The 18,853-nt window shown below is 43.0% G+C and carries 21 protein-coding genes; 9 read left to right on the top strand and 12 right to left on the bottom strand.

Annotated features, from left to right (window positions below):
- Positions 1 to 213: 213 nt before the first annotated feature.
- Entirely contained in the window at positions 214 to 1,872 is a 1,659-nt protein-coding gene (gene panC / locus AC3A14_RS12815; RefSeq protein WP_318732566.1) for a pantoate--beta-alanine ligase, read from the bottom strand.
- Between the two features lie 168 nt (positions 1,873 to 2,040).
- Positions 2,041 to 3,117: a septal ring lytic transglycosylase RlpA family protein gene (locus tag AC3A14_RS12810; RefSeq protein ID WP_318732568.1), complete on the bottom strand. Its 1,077-nt coding sequence runs from the start codon at positions 3,115 to 3,117 to the stop codon at positions 2,041 to 2,043.
- A gap of 366 nt (positions 3,118 to 3,483) precedes the next feature.
- Here AC3A14_RS12810 and purM point away from each other — a divergent pair, with 366 nt between their 5' ends.
- From purM to AC3A14_RS12775, 7 genes are all read left to right on the top strand, one after another.
- On the top strand, positions 3,484 to 4,518 hold the full coding sequence (gene purM / locus AC3A14_RS12805; RefSeq protein ID WP_318732570.1) for a phosphoribosylformylglycinamidine cyclo-ligase: 1,035 nt from the start codon (positions 3,484 to 3,486) through the stop codon (positions 4,516 to 4,518).
- Between the two features lie 91 nt (positions 4,519 to 4,609).
- Positions 4,610 to 5,611: an L-histidine N(alpha)-methyltransferase gene (gene egtD, locus AC3A14_RS12800; RefSeq protein WP_318732571.1), complete on the top strand. Its 1,002-nt coding sequence runs from the start codon at positions 4,610 to 4,612 to the stop codon at positions 5,609 to 5,611.
- Positions 5,612 to 5,617: 6 nt separating this feature from the next.
- Positions 5,618 to 6,955, top strand: coding sequence for a 5-histidylcysteine sulfoxide synthase (ovoA, locus tag AC3A14_RS12795; RefSeq protein WP_318732573.1), 1,338 nt, complete (start codon positions 5,618 to 5,620; stop codon positions 6,953 to 6,955).
- A gap of 11 nt (positions 6,956 to 6,966) precedes the next feature.
- Positions 6,967 to 7,875, top strand: a complete 909-nt coding sequence (locus tag AC3A14_RS12790) for a class I SAM-dependent methyltransferase (protein ID WP_318700911.1) — start codon at positions 6,967 to 6,969, stop codon at positions 7,873 to 7,875.
- Between the two features lie 123 nt (positions 7,876 to 7,998).
- Positions 7,999 to 9,354 (top strand): MurL C-terminal domain-containing protein, encoded by a 1,356-nt coding sequence (locus tag AC3A14_RS12785; RefSeq protein WP_318732575.1) that lies wholly within the window; start codon positions 7,999 to 8,001, stop codon positions 9,352 to 9,354.
- Between the two features lie 186 nt (positions 9,355 to 9,540).
- On the top strand, positions 9,541 to 10,434 hold the full coding sequence (locus AC3A14_RS12780; protein WP_318700914.1) for an AEC family transporter: 894 nt from the start codon (positions 9,541 to 9,543) through the stop codon (positions 10,432 to 10,434).
- Between the two features lie 4 nt (positions 10,435 to 10,438).
- Positions 10,439 to 11,404: a type II secretion system F family protein gene (locus AC3A14_RS12775; RefSeq protein ID WP_318732577.1), complete on the top strand. Its 966-nt coding sequence runs from the start codon at positions 10,439 to 10,441 to the stop codon at positions 11,402 to 11,404.
- A gap of 147 nt (positions 11,405 to 11,551) precedes the next feature.
- On the opposite strand, the gene prfB is transcribed toward AC3A14_RS12775, so the two are convergent.
- Positions 11,552 to 12,668, bottom strand: a protein-coding gene (gene prfB / locus AC3A14_RS12770) for a peptide chain release factor 2 (protein ID WP_413038997.1) whose coding sequence is annotated in 2 segments (ribosomal slippage) — positions 11,552 to 12,595 and positions 12,597 to 12,668 — 1,116 coding nt in all. Because the reading frame shifts where the segments join, the coding sequence is not laid out codon by codon here.
- 178 nt (positions 12,669 to 12,846) lie between these two features.
- Here prfB and AC3A14_RS12765 point away from each other — a divergent pair.
- Together AC3A14_RS12765 and AC3A14_RS12760 are read left to right on the top strand one after the other, a co-directional pair.
- Positions 12,847 to 13,467: a Uma2 family endonuclease gene (locus AC3A14_RS12765; RefSeq protein WP_318700918.1), complete on the top strand. Its 621-nt coding sequence runs from the start codon at positions 12,847 to 12,849 to the stop codon at positions 13,465 to 13,467.
- 38 nt (positions 13,468 to 13,505) lie between these two features.
- Positions 13,506 to 14,114 carry a Uma2 family endonuclease gene (locus AC3A14_RS12760; RefSeq protein WP_318700919.1) on the top strand — a complete coding sequence of 203 codons (609 nt, stop codon included), beginning with the start codon at positions 13,506 to 13,508 and terminating at the stop codon, positions 14,112 to 14,114.
- Between the two features lie 61 nt (positions 14,115 to 14,175).
- Here the strand turns inward: AC3A14_RS12760 and AC3A14_RS12755 are convergent, their stop codons facing one another.
- The 9 genes from AC3A14_RS12755 to AC3A14_RS12715 are packed head-to-tail and all read right to left on the bottom strand — an operon-like array spanning position 14,176 to position 18,667.
- A complete protein-coding gene (locus tag AC3A14_RS12755) occupies positions 14,176 to 14,352 on the bottom strand; it encodes a type II toxin-antitoxin system HicB family antitoxin (protein WP_318700920.1) in 177 nt (58 codons plus the stop codon).
- Positions 14,353 to 14,370: 18 nt separating this feature from the next.
- Positions 14,371 to 14,724, bottom strand: coding sequence for a DUF5615 family PIN-like protein (locus AC3A14_RS12750; RefSeq protein ID WP_318700921.1), 354 nt, complete (start codon positions 14,722 to 14,724; stop codon positions 14,371 to 14,373).
- Entirely contained in the window at positions 14,721 to 14,957 is a 237-nt protein-coding gene (locus AC3A14_RS12745; RefSeq protein ID WP_318700922.1) for a DUF433 domain-containing protein, read from the bottom strand. The genes AC3A14_RS12750 and AC3A14_RS12745 overlap by 4 nt, the downstream gene beginning before the upstream one ends.
- 41 nt (positions 14,958 to 14,998) lie before the next feature.
- Complete coding sequence (locus AC3A14_RS12740) at positions 14,999 to 15,223, bottom strand: DUF2283 domain-containing protein (protein ID WP_318700923.1); 225 nt, start codon at positions 15,221 to 15,223, stop codon at positions 14,999 to 15,001.
- 17 nt (positions 15,224 to 15,240) lie between these two features.
- Positions 15,241 to 15,474: a type II toxin-antitoxin system HicB family antitoxin gene (locus tag AC3A14_RS12735; RefSeq protein WP_318700924.1), complete on the bottom strand. Its 234-nt coding sequence runs from the start codon at positions 15,472 to 15,474 to the stop codon at positions 15,241 to 15,243.
- Entirely contained in the window at positions 15,455 to 15,712 is a 258-nt protein-coding gene (locus tag AC3A14_RS12730; protein ID WP_318700925.1) for a type II toxin-antitoxin system HicA family toxin, read from the bottom strand. Before AC3A14_RS12730 ends, AC3A14_RS12735 begins: the two co-directional genes overlap by 20 nt.
- The gene (locus tag AC3A14_RS12725) at positions 15,712 to 16,398 is read right to left on the bottom strand and encodes a hypothetical protein (RefSeq protein ID WP_318700926.1); all 687 of its coding nucleotides are present in this window, start codon (positions 16,396 to 16,398) and stop codon (positions 15,712 to 15,714) included. The genes AC3A14_RS12730 and AC3A14_RS12725 overlap by 1 nt, the downstream gene beginning before the upstream one ends.
- Positions 16,399 to 16,402: 4 nt before the next feature.
- Entirely contained in the window at positions 16,403 to 16,621 is a 219-nt protein-coding gene (locus AC3A14_RS12720) for a hypothetical protein (RefSeq protein WP_318700927.1), read from the bottom strand.
- A gap of 33 nt (positions 16,622 to 16,654) precedes the next feature.
- Positions 16,655 to 18,667: an FtsK/SpoIIIE domain-containing protein gene (locus AC3A14_RS12715; protein ID WP_318700928.1), complete on the bottom strand. Its 2,013-nt coding sequence runs from the start codon at positions 18,665 to 18,667 to the stop codon at positions 16,655 to 16,657.
- Positions 18,668 to 18,853: the final 186 nt, after the last annotated feature.

Here is an 18,853-nt window from a genome sequence, read left to right as displayed (position 1 = left end):
AACCTTGAAGCCAAGCGCTGACTTGGCCCGATCTCCTACTCTCTTAAGATACAAGGGGTGGGTTCACGAAAATTTCGGTGGAAAACGAAAATATGGGTAAACCGGCCTCTACTCTCCCACTATGCATCGATCCTTGGAGTGGATACGTGATCTTGGTACTCTACACCGTGTGATCTGGGTAGCTGAATTTGGGAAGAATTGCTGAATTAGGCCTTAATTAAGGCTCAACACGGTAGACTCATAGAGAGCAATAATTTTATGGGTCACTTCGTCGATACTCAGGTTATCTGTGAGAATTTCGATCGCCTGTGGACTTTTCTGTAAGGGAGCAATTTCTCGGTGACTGTCGGTATAATCTCGCTTACGGATGTCTTGCTCCAATTGTTCCGTGCTGGGAAGGGTTGGCAATGAGTGGGAGGATTGAGCTAAGTAATCCCGCTGTCGTCTTTTCGCCCGTTCTTCAACCGAGGCGGTGAGGAAAATTTTCAGGTCAGCCTCAGGAAAAACGTGGGTTCCGATATCCCGTCCTTCGGCCACGAGTCCGCCTCGTTTTCCCCATAACTGTTGTTGCTCAACCAGCTTCTGGCGCACAGCTCCTAAACTGGCGATCGCCGAAACTTGAGCGGTTACTTCTAAAGACCGAATCACTTCGGTAACATTCTGATTATTAATAAAGACTTGGCAGGGGCCACGGGTGCCTTTTTCGAGATAAGCAACTCGGCTACTGCCTCCTGCTCTTCCAGGATAAAAATCTTGCGATGATGTCGGGACGAATGGCCGTTGATCCCTATTGTCTGACCAATCCGGGGAATACTCAAAGCGAATCTCACATTCACTGACTAATTCCACAATAGCGGGTTCGTCAGTTAAGGCAATTCCTGCTTGTTGCACTAACCAAGTCACGGCTCGGTACATGGCTCCCGTATCTAGATATAACAGGCCGAGTTGTTCGGCCACTTGGCGAGCAATAGTTGATTTTCCGGCTCCTGCTGGGCCATCGATAGCAATGATGGGGCGGCGGTCGCACAAGATAATATTATCAATCAAACGAGTAGAACCCACTTTAGCTGCAACACTTAATAATCCCTCAAAAAGGATCGTCTGTAAAGGTTCTAGGGTCTGAGGATCGACTAAATCTGCATATTCGATCTGTACATTCGGCATGGTTTTGGCGATCGCCTCAAATGCACCGATTAACCCTTCGCGGGTGCGATCGCCGTTTTTAAACGCCGTTTCTGCGCTCTTGAGTCCCTGATATAAGACTAAGGCTTCTTCGCGATCGCGATCGCTTAAATACTGATTGCGAGAACTCATGGCTAATCCCGAGGCTTCCCGTACTGTTGGACAACCGATAATCTCAACTCCCAGATTTAGATCTCGCACTAACTGGCGAATAATCGCCAGTTGTTGAGCATCTTTTTGGCCAAAATAGGCTCGATGGGGACGAACTACATTAAATAACTTCGTGACGATAGTTGCCACTCCCTGAAAATGGCCCACACGAGTTTGGCCACAAAGAATCGAAGTCATCGATTTTGGAGGAATAACAAGAGTTTGGGCGATCGAATCGCCGACAATCCCCATTGCCTCTGGAGTAGGTGCAAAAACCACATCTGCCCCAGCTTGGCGACACAGTTCGTAGTCGTGCTCTAAATTGCGAGGATAGGTCGCTAAATCTTCATTCGGCCCAAATTGAAGTGGATTAACAAAAATGCTGACTATTACGCGATCGCTTTCTTGTCGCGCTAACTCAATTAAACGCAAATGCCCCCCATGAAGCGATCCCATGGTGGGGACAAGAGCAAAAATCACAGAGGGAGACTGCTGCCGTAAATAGGTTTGAAGAGCAGCAATCGTTTTGTACAGATGCACAGTCGACTCGTTATGAATGGTGTACCAGGTTAGGTTTACCAGAAGGAGAATTGATCACAACTCGGCCTCTTGCATAAGTGAGCAGACAATGAATAGAAATGCAATAATCCTATATTCTTAATGATTATTGCTATTCATGCCTATTGCCTCATTCCTGCAAGAAGTCTACTATCTTTCCAGGATTTCCACCCGTACTGGGGCAACCCCCATACTGATTAATCCCAGTTCTTGGGCTGCTCCTTTAGACAGGTCAATAATGCGGTTCCGAACATAGGGGCCACGGTCATTAATGCGTACAATTAGGGAACGACCATTATCTATGTTGGTGACACGTACCATTGTACCAAAGGGTAAATTCCGATGGGCAGCCGTTAACCCATATTGGTTATAAATTTCCCCATTAGCGGTTAAATTACCATGGAAGCCGGGCCCATACCAAGAAGCCCAACCACTAATGGCTTGAACCGCAACTAATTGCCTCTCGGAAGACAGGGTATTGTGGGGTTCTTTAGCAGGAGCCATGACTGGTTTACCATAGACTTCTTCAATGGGAGGGGCATTCCCGAGAAGGCGGCGTAGCCGGTTAGTGGCTTGAACCGCATCTTGGGTAGAGTCATTGGTTGTATCGGGTAAAATTACATCTTGGCCCATGGTCACTAGGGTTTGCTCTTGGGCTTGAATGAGATAGGTTTCTAAGTCTTCATCCCATTTAAGAGCGATTTCTTGGGCATCTTCTACTGTTCTTACCCATTCGGATAGTTTTTCGGCGACTTGCTCTGCGTCTTGAACCGGTTCAGTATCCGATAAATTGACCATGGAAACTGGGGTGGTTGATAAGGGGGCCGCAGTTTCCTGGGTTATTTCTTGAGTAATGGGTTCCCCCAGAAAGGTGAGGACAGGAATATTTTGAACATATAAGGTAGCGGCTGCCTGTCCATTGAGGGTATGGGGATAAATCTTGGTAACAGAAGTTGGCTGAGTCTGTGTAGCGCTGATAATCTCCGGGTCTGGGTTCTGAGCAATGCTCTGACTTTCGCCGGTTTCAGGGGTATTGGAAGTCTCCACCTCTGGGAGTTCCGAAGCGGTCAGATTTTGTTCTTCTTGTTTTTGTTGGGCGATCTCCTCCGACTCAGGAGCCATACGATTAGCAAGCCGATCGTTGGGTTCTGCATGACTAGAAGTCCCCGAGCCTAGGGTCAAGAGGAGAGCAGAAACGGTTAAGCTTTTCCAAAGATGTTGGTTCATAAAGTCTTAGGTGATTAGGACAAAAGAGGCAGAGTCTGAACTCTGATATGCCATCTGAATTTACGGTTGTTATCAGATTGACTTAGCCCTACTTTTCCCACTCCAACAGAGGGTAGAATAACCTTCAGTTGTGGAGGGTTTTAAGTTTCTTAGTCTAAAAATCGAAATCGTTATGAATTTGGTTTTTAGATTGAACAGCGATAGGCTATCACAATTTTTTGGGATTGGGGAAGGCCGCGATCCCCAAAAAACTAAGTAAAAGTACGCTGTATGGATTGCCCAGACTAAGGTACACCCTGCGATCCCACGATAGATAAGAATATTTGATATATGCCTCAACTTACAGGTAAATAGGGAGTAGAAACCATGGATTATCAGGAGTCAGGAGTAAATATTGAGGCGGGTCGGGCGTTTGTGGGCCAGATTCGTCGTTGGGTTAAAAGTACCTATCGCCCTGAAGTTTTGGGGGGACTGGGTGGATTTGGGGGCTATTTTCAGTTACCGGGAGGATATTCAGAACCGGTGTTAGTTTCGGGAACTGATGGGGTAGGAACTAAGCTCAAAATTGCCCAAGCGTGCGATCGCCACGATACGATTGGCATCGATCTAGTCGCCATGTGTGTTAATGATGTGCTCACTTCTGGTGCTGAACCTCTGTTTTTTCTGGATTATCTCGCTACCGGACAGTTAAATCCAGAACAGTTAGAACAAGTCGTGTTTGGTGTTGCCCAAGGATGTAAGGATGCCGGATGTGCCCTGCTCGGAGGCGAAACGGCGGAAATGCCAGGATTTTACTCGATGGGAGAGTATGATTTAGCGGGCTTTTCTGTGGGAATTGTGGAAAAGAAGAATCTATTAGATGGCTCGAAAGTGCGTTTAGGGGATGTGGCGATCGCCTTAGCGAGTCAGGGTGTTCATAGTAATGGATTTAGTTTGGTTCGCTCCATTGTGGAAACTCAAGGCTTAAGTTGGGATGCGATCCCGAAGGGATTAGATAAATCGTTGGGTGAGCTATTATTAACCCCGACAAAAATTTATGTTAAACCGATTTTAACTGCCCTGGCTGAAGGTTTAGATATCCATGGAATGGCCCATATTACCGGTGGAGGTTTACCCGAAAATCTACCTCGTTGTTTAGGTCAAAATCAATCCATTTCTATCAATTGGAGTGCCTGGGAAATTCCGCCCATTTTCCAATGGTTAGCTGAAGCTGGATCGGTGGTGCAGGAAGAAATGTTTAATACGTTTAATATGGGAATTGGATTTGTGGTGTTGATCGATCCCGAACAAGCAGAGTTTGCCTTCAATACCTTTGATTCGCAAGGGATTCAAGCCTTTGAGATCGGTAAAGTCGTGGCAGGAAACGGGGAGTTAATTGGCGATAAGGCTGGGCATCGCTGACGCGATCGCTAGATTTTTCTTTCTGGAGTGAGCTAAAACCTGATACCCTAGATAGAGAGAGTCAGGATCATCAACTAAGGGAGCATTTATCGTGGCTATTTTGCCCGCAACTCAAGAGCGTTTACAGCTTAAACATTTAAGCAATCCTAACCAGTCAGCATCTACAGCAGACAGACAAGATGTCATCCAGGGATTAAATCAAGATCGGAAGACTTTACCCCCTAAGTATTTCTATGATGAGTATGGCTCTCAGTTGTTCGAGCAAATTTGCCAGCTCCCCGAATATTATCCAACTCGTACAGAAGATTCTATCCTCAAACAATATGCTGATGAAATTGCTCGGATGACAGGTGCTTGTGAATTGGTAGAGTTAGGAAGTGGAAGTTCCACTAAAACCCGTCGCTTGTTAGATGCGTATCAAGGTTTGACCAATTCCCTACACTATATTCCCATTGATGTCAGTGGTAGCATTCTGACTGAAAGTGCCCAACAGTTGCTTAAAGAGTATCCTAGTCTAAAGATTCAAGGATTGGTGGGAACCTACGAACAAGCCTTAGTAGAACTAGAACGAACCCCTGCACCCTCTCGGATGGTATTCTTCTTGGGGAGTACCTTGGGCAATTTGAATGCTCAAGAGTGCGATCGCTTCTTCGACCATATTCTAGACGCTCTACACATGGGCGAATATTTCCTCCTCGGTGTAGACTTACAAAAGCCCAAAGAGATTATCGAAGCCGCGTACAATGATGCTCAAGGCGTTACTGCTGAATTTAATCTCAACATGCTAGAGCATCTCAACCAGCGTTTTGGGGGCAATTTTAAACGACAAAATTTTGAACATTGGGCCTTTTATAATCAGGAACTCAACCAAATTGAGATGCATTTGCGCTGCTTAAACCCTCATACCGTTGATTTACAAGCTCTCGATCTCCAAGTTGGGTTTGTATCTGGAGAAACAATCAGAACAGAAATATCACGTAAATTCAATCCACAGGAAGTTCAAGTAGAACTCGCAGGAAAAGGTCTAAAACCGGTTGCTGCTTGGAGCGATCCCAACGACTGGTTTGGATTAATTCTCTCTCGAAAAGTATAAAAAATCATGAAGACACTCCTGTCACTACCAACTCCAGAACTGGATAAGTGCGATCGCAAAACCCTCCTGGACTATTTTGAAAATTCCTGGGAATTAGAAGAAATTCTCATGAAAAGCTTAGTCCATGAGGAGAGCTTTTACCTCAATCCCGATCCCCTCAGAAATCCCATTATTTTCTACCTCGGACACTCTCCCGTGTTCTACATCAACAAACTCATTCGGGTAGAATTATTAGACCAGCGCATTAACCCAGACTATGAAATCCTCTTTGAAATAGGAGTCGATCCCAGTAGTCCAGAAGAGCTAGAAGAAGCGATCAAAACCATCAATTGGCCGCAAGTCGAACAAGTTTGGGACTATCGCGAGAAAGCCAAAGAAACCATTACCGAAGTCCTGAAAACCTGTCCCCTAAATCTTCCCATTACTCAAAACCATCCCCTTTGGGCTTTAATCATGGGAATGGAGCATAACCGGATTCATTTTGAAACCTCTTCCATGTTGCTCAGACAATTCTCGGTTGACCACTTGAAATGTCCTAAAATCTGGCAATATGCACCTTCCAATCAAACCCTTCCTGAAAATAAAATGATTGCCGTTTCTGGGGGAGTTGTTAATCTAGGAAAACCTCAAATGTCCAATACCTACGGTTGGGATAGCGAATATGGAACTCGAACCGTAGAAGTCCAACCTTTTCTAGCCAGTCAGCATCTGATTACCAATGAAGAATTCTGGCAATTTATCCAAGATGATGGCTATAAAAACCCAGAGTTTTGGGACAATGAATCTTGGAATTGGAAGCAAGAGAATAACATCAAGCATCCCAAATTCTGGATCGCTCAAAATAGCAGTTATCAATATCGCACCCTCTTTGAGAATATAGACTTACCCCTAGATTGGCCCGTTGAAGTCAATCATTATGAAGCGATGGCTTATTGTCGCTGGAAAGGTGAAGGAACCCGCTTAATGAGTGAAGCAGAATGGAACCTTGCAGCAAGAGGTTCTCAGCGCGATCGTGACTTTAACCTAAATGTAAAATTTGGTTCTCCTTCTCCCGTAGGAAGCTTAAAAAACTCTGAAGCATCCTCTGGACTTGATGACCTTCGCGGTAATGTTTGGGAATGGCTCAGTGACGAATTTAATCCTTTACCAGGATTTGAACCGCATCCCTTATATGAAGATTATTCTGCCCCATTTTTTGATAGCGATCATAAAATTATGCTAGGCGGATCTTGGGCAAGTACAGGTGCTTATGCCTCCCCTTCTTGCCGCAACTGGTTCCGCAAGACTTTTTATCAACATGCTGGTTTTAGGATTGCTCAAAATTTAGAAGATGTAAACATATAATAAATTTTCTCATGATGAATAGTTTAATGGATTTTGATTCTGAACCAGTAGGCACTTTAAAGAGCCTGCAAAAGTCAGCAGTTTTTTCTCTCTTCTCAGATCAAAGCTTAAAGCTTCTAAAACTTAATGAACAACAATATATTGAGGGACAAATTGCTTATCGCAATCACCACAACGAAGAACTAATAATCCTGGAAGAGATCCTGAATATTTTTGAACAAAACAAATCTCAACAACCAACTCACGAAATCCTTAGCATAGGTTGTGGACAGGGATTATTTGAAAAGCTTCTCTTGAAAAGTCTTATTTCAGAAAACAAAATTCATTTTGTTGGTGTTGACCCTAACGAAACAGCCTGTAGCTTAATCCAAAAAGAATGCCAGGTGATTTATACATCTGAGCCTGCAAAGCTCTCTTTTGATATACATCAAAGTAAATTTGAAGATCTAGTCTTGACTCAAAAGTTTGACTTGGTTCTATTAATTCAGTCACTGCTCTACTTTTCAGACATTGAAACTGTCATTTGCAAAGTTTATGAATGTCTAGCAGAAGGCGGAATGGCAATAATTGCCATTCCTGCTAAAAGACAATTGCTGAATGAACCTTACTACCAAGCTAATTATCGGCTATATGGAGAGTTCCCTTGTTACAGTGAAGAGCTGAAAAAATATTTCAATGAACGTAATCTTTCGTTTGTTGAAAAAAGACTTCAGTTTTTAGTCAATATTACTCAATGTTTTGAACCACATTCTGAAGTTGGTAAACATCTCCTTAATTTTATGCTAGGTGTTAACATTGACTGTTTTTCGCCATTACAGCTTAGATTAATTCTCGATTACTTTGGGACTAGTTCGCAAAAGATTGATAGTGGTGAGGTTGTTTTACCACACTCTGTAGATATTTTTCATTTTCAAAAATAATACCCCTATGCAAATAATAATGAGCAAGTTACCTCTCAAGAGGGTGATGTTTATGGTGGATGGATTACGGTTGATATCATTAGTCCATTTAGAGGAGACCCAAGGGCACGGGGATGGTAGATCATGAAGATAGAAACACTTAAAATTGAGAATTTGAACATTCATGAACACCATTTGAGTGTGCGCTATAGTGCCGATGAATTTGAATTTTCCACCAAAGTTTTTTACCAGAGTGTCTCATTTTCTAAACTCAAACAGCACTATTCAGAAGAACTTACCAACAGAATAGCGGCTTATGTTGCCTTATTTGAAGGAATGAAATTATGTTCATTATTTCCCAAATATTATGACATTTCCCCGATCGCCCAATATTTAGCACAACCTGCCTTAGAACTGTTTGTGAAAATCTATCAAGGCGTTTTTGGTCAACATTGGTATGAAAATCAGGTCACTGATTATCAGCAACCGGAAATCATCTATTCACAACCATTAGGAGAATCAACTTCAGGGACAATACTAGGCAATAATTCCACAATTCTCACGGGTTGTGGAGGTGGAAAAGATAGTGTTGTGGCGATGAAAATCCTGGAAGACGCGGGTCTTCCATTTTCCTCTATGCAATATTCCCACAGTGTTTATGGCAAAGCCGAGCTACAACACGATCTGATTACTGAAGTTGTCAAAGAAACGACTCCTATTAAAACTCATAAAATTTCAATTATCGATGACTTCCTAGATTTCCCTTTGTTTCCCTTATATTTCCCCAAAAATTCAGGCATTATTGCTCCCGAAACTCCGGTTTCCATTTTTGAATCCTTGCCTCTTATGCTTCATGAAGGTTATAAATTCTTGAGTTTGGCCCATGAAAGAAGTGCTAACACCGGGAATTTATTCTGGGAGGAATTGGGAAAAGAAGTTAATCATCAATGGGGGAAAGGTTTTGAGGCAGAGCAAGCATTAAATACGTTTATTCAGAATCATCTGTTATCGAATTTTACTTACTTCGGAATTTTACAGCCGGTCTATGATTTCCGGATTTTCAAGAAGCTGAGTCAGTATCCAGAGATTCTGCCTAAAATTCATTCTTGTAATATCAAAAAACCCTGGTGCAAGAAATGTCCTAAATGTGCTTATGTCTGGCTCGGCTTGATGTCTACGTTTGATCCGGGTGCTGTAGATAGGGTTTTTGGGGTTAATTTATTCGACGATCCAGACTTACTCCCCATTTTTAGGCAAATGATAGGATTAGAAGAACATACGCCCTTTGAGTGTATTGGGGAAATTGATGAAAGTCGATTAGCGATGAAACAGTGTTTAAAAAAAGGCTTGTCTGGCAAAGCGTTAGAGGTGTTTAAAAACGAAGTTTTATCAGATCATTCTATTGATTGGCAGAAACTGGAAGAAAAATATGATAAAGTCTATCTTCAAGACCATTCGATTCCGGATCGTATTTTCCAAAAAATTGTGGATAAATTTTAGTGGGGAAGGTTAACGGGGGTGGAGTCCAAAGTCCCTCATACACCTCATTGGTTTTCGAGAAATGCTCTACAATAGGGCGGATGAAATATTTAAGGCTATCCTGGGTTGGATGGGTAATCCCCTTGTCATTGATAAAACTCTGAGCCATAATTTCCTCCTTTTACTTTTTGTCTAGCCCTGTAAGTAATGCCTGTTATTTTATCTGCCTTAGTCCCCGTTACTTTCATTATTTCCATTGGCATGATTGCCGGTCGGACTTTGACGCTAGAACGCTCAACCCTTTCTCAACTTGCGGTCTATATTCTGACTCCGGCTTTAATTTCTAGTAGCCTCTATCAAGCCCGATTATCAACAGATAGTACTCTGGGGCTAATTATCGGATATCTCATTACTTGTGTATTGGTTTATGGGGTTTCCCTGGGCATGAGTAAACTTCTCCGGCTTAAATCTGGGATGGAAACCAGTTTTATCGCCACTTCCCTGTTTGCCAATACTGGAAATATGGGCCTGCCATTTGCTACATTTGCGTTAGGAGAAGCGGGTTTAGATCGGGCGATTGTTTGCCTCATTGTGTCTAGTTTAATCATTTTTTCTACGGGACCAGCGTTGTTGCAAGGAGGAGGATTAGGGGATAGTTTGCGTCTGATCGTGAGATTACCGCTCATTTGGGCTATGATCGCTGGGTTGATTTTGCGCGTTTTCTCTATTGAGCTTCCTTTACGACTTGATGATGGGTTAGACCTTTTAGGAAGTGCTGCTATTCCCATTGCTTTAATTGTTCTCGGTATTCAATTAAGCACTACTACTTTTAAAATAGGACTCTATGAGGGCGTTACAGCAATCATTCGTTTGCTAGTGGCCCCAGCAATTGCGTATAGTGTGGGTCGAGGCTTAGGACTAGAGGTGCTAGATGTGCAAGTGTTAATCTTGCAAAGTGCGATGCCCACTGCTGTAAATACGGTGGTGTTGGTGACTCAATTTGGGGGGGATGCGTCATGGGCTGCCCGCACAGTGGTGGTGTCTACGGTGATGTCTTTAGTGACTCTTCCCTTAGTTTTGTGGGTAACCCTGATGCTTTAGGAGTATGGCATTGAAGACCCAGGAAAAAGTTCTCTTCTTTACAACTTTGGCTGAATTACTCCAGTCTGGGATTAGTCTCAGACAAGGGTTAACTTTAGCAGGACGGGAGAGCGATCGCCATTTCCAATGTTATCTGCAAGGAGCCAGTCGCGCCCTACGCAATGGTCAGGATCTCGCGTCTGCCCTCACCGTTCGTGCGGCAGCCGATCGCAAACGGCAGATCTATTTTGATCCTTGGACTATCTCCGCGATCCGGTTAGCCGAAACCCAAGGAACTTTAGCCGAAACTTGCCTGATTTTAGCCGAAATTACCCAATCCCAAGGGAAATGGAAAACCTATTATCAATCTATTCGTAGTAGTAGCTTACTCGCTCTCTGGAGTCTGTTAACTCTGCTGGCTGGGATTTTGAATTCTAATATAGCTGCCTTACTGCATCCCATGTTTTGGCTTCAGAGTGTGGCGATCGCCTTTGCCCTATGGATACTGGTCTTTTCCTTACCTCAGTATTTGGGCGCTCCCCTATTTCAAATGGGCAGTTATCTGCCCTTGGTACGTCCCTTGATGGAAGCCTATAGCCTCTGGTATTTATCCCAATTGCGCTTACTCTTAAGCTGTGGAATGCCCATCCTGACTGCCCTAGAATGGGTTCAACAACAAACCCCAAATCGAACGATCAAAAAACGGGTAACAACGGTAACTCGTCAAATGCGGCGAGGACAAACCTTAAGTGAGAGTTTCAAGGGTAAATTCCCTCCATTGGCGATCGACTTTCTGCGTACGGGGGAAGAAACGGGAGAACTAGACCTTGCTTGGCAACAGATCGGTCAACATTATGGGACAGAATTAGAAAAAGGATTAAAGTTTCTGGCCAGCAGTTTACGCTTAATCAGCATTTTGGCCTTGAGCAATCTGGTTGTGATTGTCTGTATTCGTGGCATGTTTGTCATCTTGAATGCTACTAATCCTTAGATCAATTAAAAACTTAAAAACTGGGAATACCAACCCAGAATAAAATTATGCTTACTCTAGAAATAGCAATCCAAAAAATCCGAGATTTATTCCCGTAATTATACCCAATCAAGATTCAAGGGTCTCCCGATCGCCGATTAAGGCAGGTTAAGTCACTTCAATGAGCTGATTTTCTTGGCGCAAATAGGCTTCGACAAAGCTCATAATTTCACCGTTCATCACATCCGTAATGGCAGTTGTTTCTACATTGGTACGTAGATCTTTGACCATTTGATAGGGATGGAAAACATAGTTCCGGATCTGATTTCCCCAGGCCGCTTCGACGATATCGCCACGAATATCGGCTATTTCCTGGGCCCGTTGTTCTTGGGCAATCACCAGTAATTTAGATTTTAAGAGAGCGAGGGCTTTTTCTTTGTTTTGAAGTTGCGATCGCTCTTCAGTACAGCGCACCGATAACCGAGTGGGGAGGTGAGTAATGCGAACCGCCGTTTCTACCTTGTTGACATTTTGACCCCCTTTACCACCCGCACGAGAAGTCGTGATTTCCAGGTCTTTTTCTGGGATCTCTAGCTGTACCTCTTCATTTAAAATCGGCATAACTTCGACTCCGGCAAAGCTAGTTTGTCGTTTACCATTGGCATTAAAGGGGGAGATCCTCACTAACCGATGGGTTCCTTTTTCCGCTTTCAGATAACCGTAAGCATACCGGCCATTGATTTCTAGGGTAGCTGATTTAATACCGGCTTCGTCTCCTTCAGAAATCTCAGTCAATTCGACTTTATACCCTTGGGCATTTCCCCAGCGCTTATACATGCGCAGCAGCATGTCTGCCCAGTCCTGAGCATCGGTTCCCCCTGCTCCTGCATTGATAGTTAGAACCGCTCCACTTTTATCGTAGGTTCCCGATAGCAATTGTTGCAGTTCCCATTGATCGAGATCCTGGCTTAAATGGGAAACATGAGATTGGGCCTCTTGGAGAAGTGATTCATCGGCTTCTAACTCTAACAACTCCAAGATGGCCCTCATTTCTTCTAATGTGCCTTGCCAGTTAGAAAACTGTTGAAGAGAAGATTTGAGGTCGTTTAGCTCTTGGAGCGTTTGGCCAGCCTGGTTTTGGTCGTCCCAGAAATTGGGTTGAGAGGCAAGTTGTTCCAGGTCTTGGATTTTAGCATTGAGGATGGGTAGCTCAAAGATAGTCCTGGGTTTTACCCAGGCGATCGCACAACAAGTCTACTTCGCGTTTGAGCGTTAGCGTATCCATAGGTTTCGATTGAGTCTAGCTTCTTTCCGTATCTATTTTATATATCATACTCTAGCCATGGGGAAACCTATCGTTTAACGGTTGGGTTGCACCACCATAGAACAAAATGGGAGAGCGCGATCGCCTAAAATCGAAGAGGAAACCCAACCCATACCCATGTTTAATTTTTAATTGAGATATGGTACAAACACCCTCCAAACCAGAAACTGAAACCCTGTCACTAGAGTTACCCAGAACCCTAAAACTCTCGGTCACTCAAGAACAGTTTGAACTTCTAGCCGCCAGCAATCGAGAATTACAACTAGAAAGAACGGCAACAGGAGAATTAATTGTGAATCCACCTACAGGTTGGGAAAGTGGAAAACGGAACCGCAGTATCATCGGACAACTCGATCGGTGGTATGAAAATCATCAACGGGGAGAAGCATTTGAATCTTCTACGGGATTTATTTTACCCAATGGTGCTAATCGTTCTCCAGATGCGTGTTGGGTGAGTCAAGAGCGTTGGGATGCTCTGACAGATGAACAAAGAGGTACATTTCCTCAGATTTGTCCGGACTTTGTGGTTGAATTACGGTCTGCTTCGGATACTCTGAAGTCACTGCAAGAGAAAATGCAGGAGTATATGGACAATGGAGCCAAGCTGGGTTGGTTAATCGATCCTAAAAATCGAACCGTGGAAGTTTATCGAGTCGGTTTAGAAGTAGAAATCTTGTCCAATCCCACTGAATTATCCGGTGAGGAAGTTTTACCCGGTTTTGTGTTGAATTTGCGTCGAGTTTGGGGTGATATCGGTTAAAATCTAACCAGCCAATCTCTACGATCGCAGAGGTTAACATGGTACAGACACCCACCAAACCCGAAACCCTGTCACTGGAGTTACCCAGAACCCTGAAGCTCTATGTCACCCAAGAACAGTTTGAAGCTCTAGCAGCCAGCAATCGAGACTTACAACTGGAGAGAACCGCACAAGGAGAGTTAATTGTGAATCCACCTACAGGTTGGGAAAGCGGCAAACGGAATAGCAGAATTTCTGGAAAGTTGTACATATGGTGGGAGAATGCTGGTGAACCAGGAGAGGTGTTTGATTCTTCGACTGCTTTCATCTTACCCAATGGTGCAAATCGCGCCCCGGATGCGTCTTGGATAAGTCAAGAGCGTTGGGATGCACTTACGGAGGAACAAAAGGGAACCTTTGCCAATATTTGTCCGGATTTTGTGGTGGAATTGCGTTCTGCTTCGGATACTCTGAAGTCGCTGCAAGAGAAAATGCAGGAGTATATGGACAATGGAGCAAAGTTAGGTTGGTTAATTAACCCTAAAAATAGAACGGTAGAAGTTTATCGAGTGGGTTTAGAAGTAGAAATTTTGTCTAATCCCACTGAGCTATCTGGTGAGGAAATCTTACCCGGTTTTGTGTTGGATTTGCGTCGGGTGTGGAGTTAGATTTGATATTCATGGGTTAGTGCGATCGCACTAACTGGGTAAAGGAATCTCATCACCACATTCAAGCAGTTTCGATCCAAGCAGCTTTAGCATCTTGGATATTGGCAACGGCTTCTTCTAGGGTATTTCCCAAGGAAATACATCTAGGTAAGTCGGCGATCGCCACCGTATACCCTCCCTCTGCTTGTGGGTATAGTGTAATGGGATAGTAGTAGTTCAGATAGTGTGATGGACTCATGGCGATCGCGAAGACATACTATTGATACACAACAATTCCAGAGGAATTGAGTTCAAGGTAACTATGCATTTGAAACAAGGTGACAATTTGCGGCAAGTTTTGAGAAAACAGTTCTTCAAGTTCTGTATTTTTAATATTTCCGGTAGTAATCATCAGGAGCTTATAAGGTTGTTGCCGAAGTAAAAATGAGTCAACAAAACCACTATCTTTTGTGATTACAATTCTCTGCTCTTGAACAGAAAGCTGGTTGATGTCTGAATCGGGAGTTGAATTCTGTTGAGGTAAATCACGAGTGTGTAATGTATCATAACCAGCAGATTGTAGCCATCGTGCCAGTCTCATTGGTAATTGAGCATCAACTAGAAATTTCATGATGCTAACGGATAAATACTTTTAACTTGACTCAGACGAGCGGCAAACAAGAGTACCGCTAAAATGTCCTCTTCTTCTAAGTCATCATAGTCAGTCAAGATTTCTTCATGAGTCATACCGGAACTGAGCAGTTCAAGCAAAAATTCCACAGGATAGCGCAATCCTCGGATGCAGGGTTTACCATGACAGAGGTGAGGATCGATGGAAATACGTTCTAATAGGGATTCAGTCATTGGTTTTTACGGAATGCTTGGATTGATAGTTTGAGCCTGACTCATGTTAGTTTGGAGAATATCAGCATGGATGGACTGATGCTGTATTCTATGCCTTCAGGGTTGTCAATGTGCTGAGAGGCTTGCAGGATCTCGATCCCGACCACATTACCATTCTCATCGAAGTCTAGAATCGTACCGGGTGTTTCTTCGTCGCTTTCGGTAATCATTGCTTCTTTGAGGGTGATGCGTAGGATATCAACTTGGCGATCGTATTTGATTTTCATGGGTTAGTGTCATTGATCTAACTGGGTAAAGGAATCTCATCGCCACATTCCCAAGCGGTTTCGATCCAGGCAGTTTTAGCGTCTTGGATATTGGCAACCGCTTCTTCTAGGGTATCTCCTTGGGAAATGCATCCGGGTAAGTCGGCGATCGCCACCGTATACCCTCCCTCTGCTTCCGGGTATAGTGTAATGGGATACTTTATGTTCAGATAATCTTGCAACGTTTGTGGCTTAATCTCGATCTTCATCATTCCATTCTTCCAGATTGAGAAGTTTGACAATTTGTTGGACATAGACTCGTTTGACCATTTTGCCACCCGTTTTTGGAACTGTGATTTTTAGTCCATCTGGGTTACGAAATGTATGGTGACTGCCTTTAGAACGCTTTTCTTCAAAACCAAAGGATTCCAAAAGAGATTGCACTTGATTGAATCGCACTTCTGGAGGATCTCTTAAAAATAGCTCAATTAGTTTTTCTAGTTTACTCATCAATCATTATCTAAATGAATAATTAAGGGTTTTCTTTCGCGCTTCTGATTATCTAAAAGTCCGGCATTTTTAAGTCTCGCGATCTCAAGCGCTTCTTCGTAGGTAGGATGGGGAGATTCCCAGTAGGAAAAGACTAATTCTACGCCCGATCGAATCGCTTTGGCAATTCTCTGGTTACCTTCTCCCTTTAAATGTTTTTCCAATCGCCCGCGTATGCAGTCGTCTGATTTGCCGACGTATTGGACTTCAGGAGACTCCCAGATATGGTAAATTCCTTTGAGATTAGGCTCTATCTCATTAACACAAGTCTCATTGAAGATTCCTGCTTTTAGTTGGTCTTTGGTGAATGATAGAGAATCTGAGTTCTGCCCAACCGTTTTACGGGTAGAAGTCTGAGTTCGAGAAGACAGAGGAGGTTTTTGGGATTTTGCAATGGAGGATACAGACTTAAAGCTGTCTAGAGATTTTGAACCCCATTGACGGTTGATTTCATGCAGGTGTTCAATGAGTTGTTTAATATCAAATAATCCTCCTTCACACAAATCTTGGATTTCAGCGAATCGTTCGCGGAGTTCATCTATTTCACAAGATTTTAATGCTTCAGATAGTTTCTGAATCTCATAGAAACCGTTCAAAGATTGATGAATCCGCCTTTGAAAGGTGACAATTTCTTCTGCTAGAGGCATGATTTTAACCCCAGGTGCTTCTGATTTCGTCTAATAATTCAGTTGCGGTTCGCATTTGACCATCTGCTTCTTCTAAGTTTTCCATTAATTCAGCTAATTTTTGGCTAAGTTGATCGACTTCTGTTGAAGGAATAGTACGTGATGCACTGCTGACTTCTTCAAGTTGGTCAACCAGTCGGTTAATCATGCTGCGAAATTCATCTATACTATCGGATAAGCTCATAAGATTTGCTCCTGTAGTTCAAAAGAAAGTGAGTTATTTAGATTCAAAATAGTGCCAGAGGGTCTTTGATATAGGGATTTTTGTGCCTTGAGGTTTTTCCATTTTGGGAACGTTGACAAACATTTTACCCACAGAACCATCTAACCAAGCTCGACCAGGAGCGTTTTTTGGAATCTCTCCAGCAATAGTATTATTTAAAATGCGTTGACTGGCATCATCTGAAACTCTAAATACGACTTTTTCTTCACATTGGTCGGTAACTTGTTTGGTAATGACTTCAGTGGTGGGTCGCTGGGTGCAATAGAGGACTTGTATACCATATTTTCGACCTTTGCGCGCATATTGTTTGAGGTATTTCTCGATGGAGTTTCTCAATTTACTCGATTCGTCTGCAATATCAGCAGCTTCATCGATTACCCAGAGAGTACGGTCTATGTCTACTCCTTCTTCTTGGAGTAATTTGACATTATCTACATAATATTCCTGCATCAGTTGTAAACGTTGTTCATATTCTTGTTCATGAATGTTTTGAACCAACTTGTGGCAATCTTCAGGAGTATCCACAATTTCGACCGCTAAGGGAAGTCTCTTGAGAAATTGAAAATCAACACCACCAAAGTCAGCGATATAGACTTTTCGCTTGGGGTTGACATATAAGAATTGGAAGATGAGCCAGTTGATAAAGTTGGTTTTTCCGGAACCGGGTAAACCTGCAATTAGGCGATGGGGAATTTCGGCCCAACTGGAGGTTACGGGGTTACCGTTGTCATCGAGTCCGATGATGTAGATGTCTGAGGTAATCAGGCGTTTGTGTTGGTTAAAGATTTCTTCTGCGGATAGGGTGAGTGGGTTGGTGGAAATGGTGGATGGGGGAGGAGTGAAGAATTGCAAGAAGCCTTGGATTTCTTCGTAGGTGGTGAGTCGCTGTAGGGGTTTTAAGTGTTCGACTTTGGGGAGTTGGGGTTGGAAGATTTTGGCCAGGGATGAATCTTTTCGTAAGACTAAATCGCTGGAATTGGGGTTAGGGTTGGCGTTATTGGAGGAAGAGAGGGAGGGTTGTTGGGGTTGAGAGAAGGTGGAACGGGAGGAAATCGTGGGAAAACTTAGGGAACCATCATCTAAGCTGCTGAGTATTCCACCAGATTTAATGGTTTCTTTGATTAGTTTCTGTTCCAGTTGCTGACCGTTTTCAGTTTGCCAACCTTCCCAGTCAAGAGTCTGAACAACTTGAACATTTTCCGTAGCTTGTAAATGCTCTTGGAATCGAGCATCACCAGGTTGAAAGGTAAGAATGGGCGGGATGCGTTTGGCAGTGTTTGCGGTAGTCAGTTCTAGTAAAGTATGTAAAATAGCAAAGGTATCTTCAGATTTTTTTCCTAATGCTTTAATGTTGTAGGTAAAGATTGAATCTCTCGAGTAAATCTCTTGATATTGTCTGTAAACTTCAAGTGCTTGTTTGACTCCATGGTTTTTGCGATTCTCGTTTTTACTAAGGCGCTCTACTAAGTCATCCAGTGCTGCTTTCCAATAGGTTTGTTCAGTTGCGTGTTGATGAGTTTGTAGAGAAAACTCTAAAATCAAATCCTCATATCCTGCACTTTTCACGAAATCGACCAAAGAAAAGTCATTGTCTTGCCAATGGCTGGCGAAACAATAGGGTAAGTATCCAGTAAATGTAGGTATATGAATTAATTCCGCATCTTTGATTACTTCACGTATCGACCTTATGCTACTGATAGCATCAGTCTGTTTACGAATATCTGTGAGCTGAAAATCATAAAAGCGGCTAACATTTCCTTTGGTCAAGACAGAAATTACTTTTCGCTCATCCTCTTGAGAGAATACATTGATGAGAAGATATAGTTTAGGATATTGATCGACTGATTGAAGATACACATATCTCCAGGAAAGGACGACGTGACTACAAATTTGTCGGAGTGAATTAAACAATATTTGATAGCTTCCTAACTTTCTATCCGTAAAATTGCTTTGACCATAATTTCCTTTAAAGTTAACTTCAAAACATAATTTCTTTTCTGTCTTCATGGCTTCCATCTATCATTCAATAGAGATATATTACGATCTAATTTCTCAAGTTTTTGAGATAGCATTGCTATTTCTTGCTCTTTTTTGTTCCTATCTCCGGATGCGATAAGAAATTTGAAGAAACCAACGAAGATTAAACCAAAAGCAAACAAGTATACAGGAGACATTATCTAAATTCCAGAGCTA

The organism is Roseofilum sp. (assembly GCF_982964205.1).
This window is presented reverse-complemented; position numbering and strand designations above follow the sequence as displayed.

What these genes read in the sequence shown, in the direction of transcription:
- purM (WP_318732570.1), top strand. Translation starts at nt 3,484, where the DNA reads ATGGATTATCAGGAGTCAGGAGTAAATATTGAGGCGGGTCGGGCGTTT.
- AC3A14_RS12760 (WP_318700919.1), top strand. Translation starts at nt 13,506, where the DNA reads ATGGTACAGACACCCACCAAACCCGAAACCCTGTCACTGGAGTTACCC.
- AC3A14_RS12775 (WP_318732577.1), top strand. Translation starts at nt 10,439, where the DNA reads ATGGCATTGAAGACCCAGGAAAAAGTTCTCTTCTTTACAACTTTGGCT.
- AC3A14_RS12780 (WP_318700914.1), top strand. Translation starts at nt 9,541, where the DNA reads ATGCCTGTTATTTTATCTGCCTTAGTCCCCGTTACTTTCATTATTTCC.
- AC3A14_RS12765 (WP_318700918.1), top strand. Translation starts at nt 12,847, where the DNA reads ATGGTACAAACACCCTCCAAACCAGAAACTGAAACCCTGTCACTAGAG.
- AC3A14_RS12735 (WP_318700924.1), bottom strand. Translation starts at nt 15,474, where the DNA reads ATGATGAAGATCGAGATTAAGCCACAAACGTTGCAAGATTATCTGAAC.
- AC3A14_RS12720 (WP_318700927.1), bottom strand. Translation starts at nt 16,621, where the DNA reads ATGAGCTTATCCGATAGTATAGATGAATTTCGCAGCATGATTAACCGA.
- AC3A14_RS12810 (WP_318732568.1), bottom strand. Translation starts at nt 3,117, where the DNA reads ATGAACCAACATCTTTGGAAAAGCTTAACCGTTTCTGCTCTCCTCTTG.
- AC3A14_RS12790 (WP_318700911.1), top strand. Translation starts at nt 6,967, where the DNA reads ATGATGAATAGTTTAATGGATTTTGATTCTGAACCAGTAGGCACTTTA.
- AC3A14_RS12725 (WP_318700926.1), bottom strand. Translation starts at nt 16,398, where the DNA reads ATGCCTCTAGCAGAAGAAATTGTCACCTTTCAAAGGCGGATTCATCAA.
- AC3A14_RS12755 (WP_318700920.1), bottom strand. Translation starts at nt 14,352, where the DNA reads ATGAGTCCATCACACTATCTGAACTACTACTATCCCATTACACTATAC.
- AC3A14_RS12715 (WP_318700928.1), bottom strand. Translation starts at nt 18,667, where the DNA reads ATGAAGACAGAAAAGAAATTATGTTTTGAAGTTAACTTTAAAGGAAAT.
- AC3A14_RS12745 (WP_318700922.1), bottom strand. Translation starts at nt 14,957, where the DNA reads ATGACTGAATCCCTATTAGAACGTATTTCCATCGATCCTCACCTCTGT.
- AC3A14_RS12740 (WP_318700923.1), bottom strand. Translation starts at nt 15,223, where the DNA reads ATGAAAATCAAATACGATCGCCAAGTTGATATCCTACGCATCACCCTC.
- AC3A14_RS12730 (WP_318700925.1), bottom strand. Translation starts at nt 15,712, where the DNA reads ATGAGTAAACTAGAAAAACTAATTGAGCTATTTTTAAGAGATCCTCCA.
- ovoA (WP_318732573.1), top strand. Translation starts at nt 5,618, where the DNA reads ATGAAGACACTCCTGTCACTACCAACTCCAGAACTGGATAAGTGCGAT.
- AC3A14_RS12750 (WP_318700921.1), bottom strand. Translation starts at nt 14,724, where the DNA reads ATGAAATTTCTAGTTGATGCTCAATTACCAATGAGACTGGCACGATGG.
- AC3A14_RS12785 (WP_318732575.1), top strand. Translation starts at nt 7,999, where the DNA reads ATGAAGATAGAAACACTTAAAATTGAGAATTTGAACATTCATGAACAC.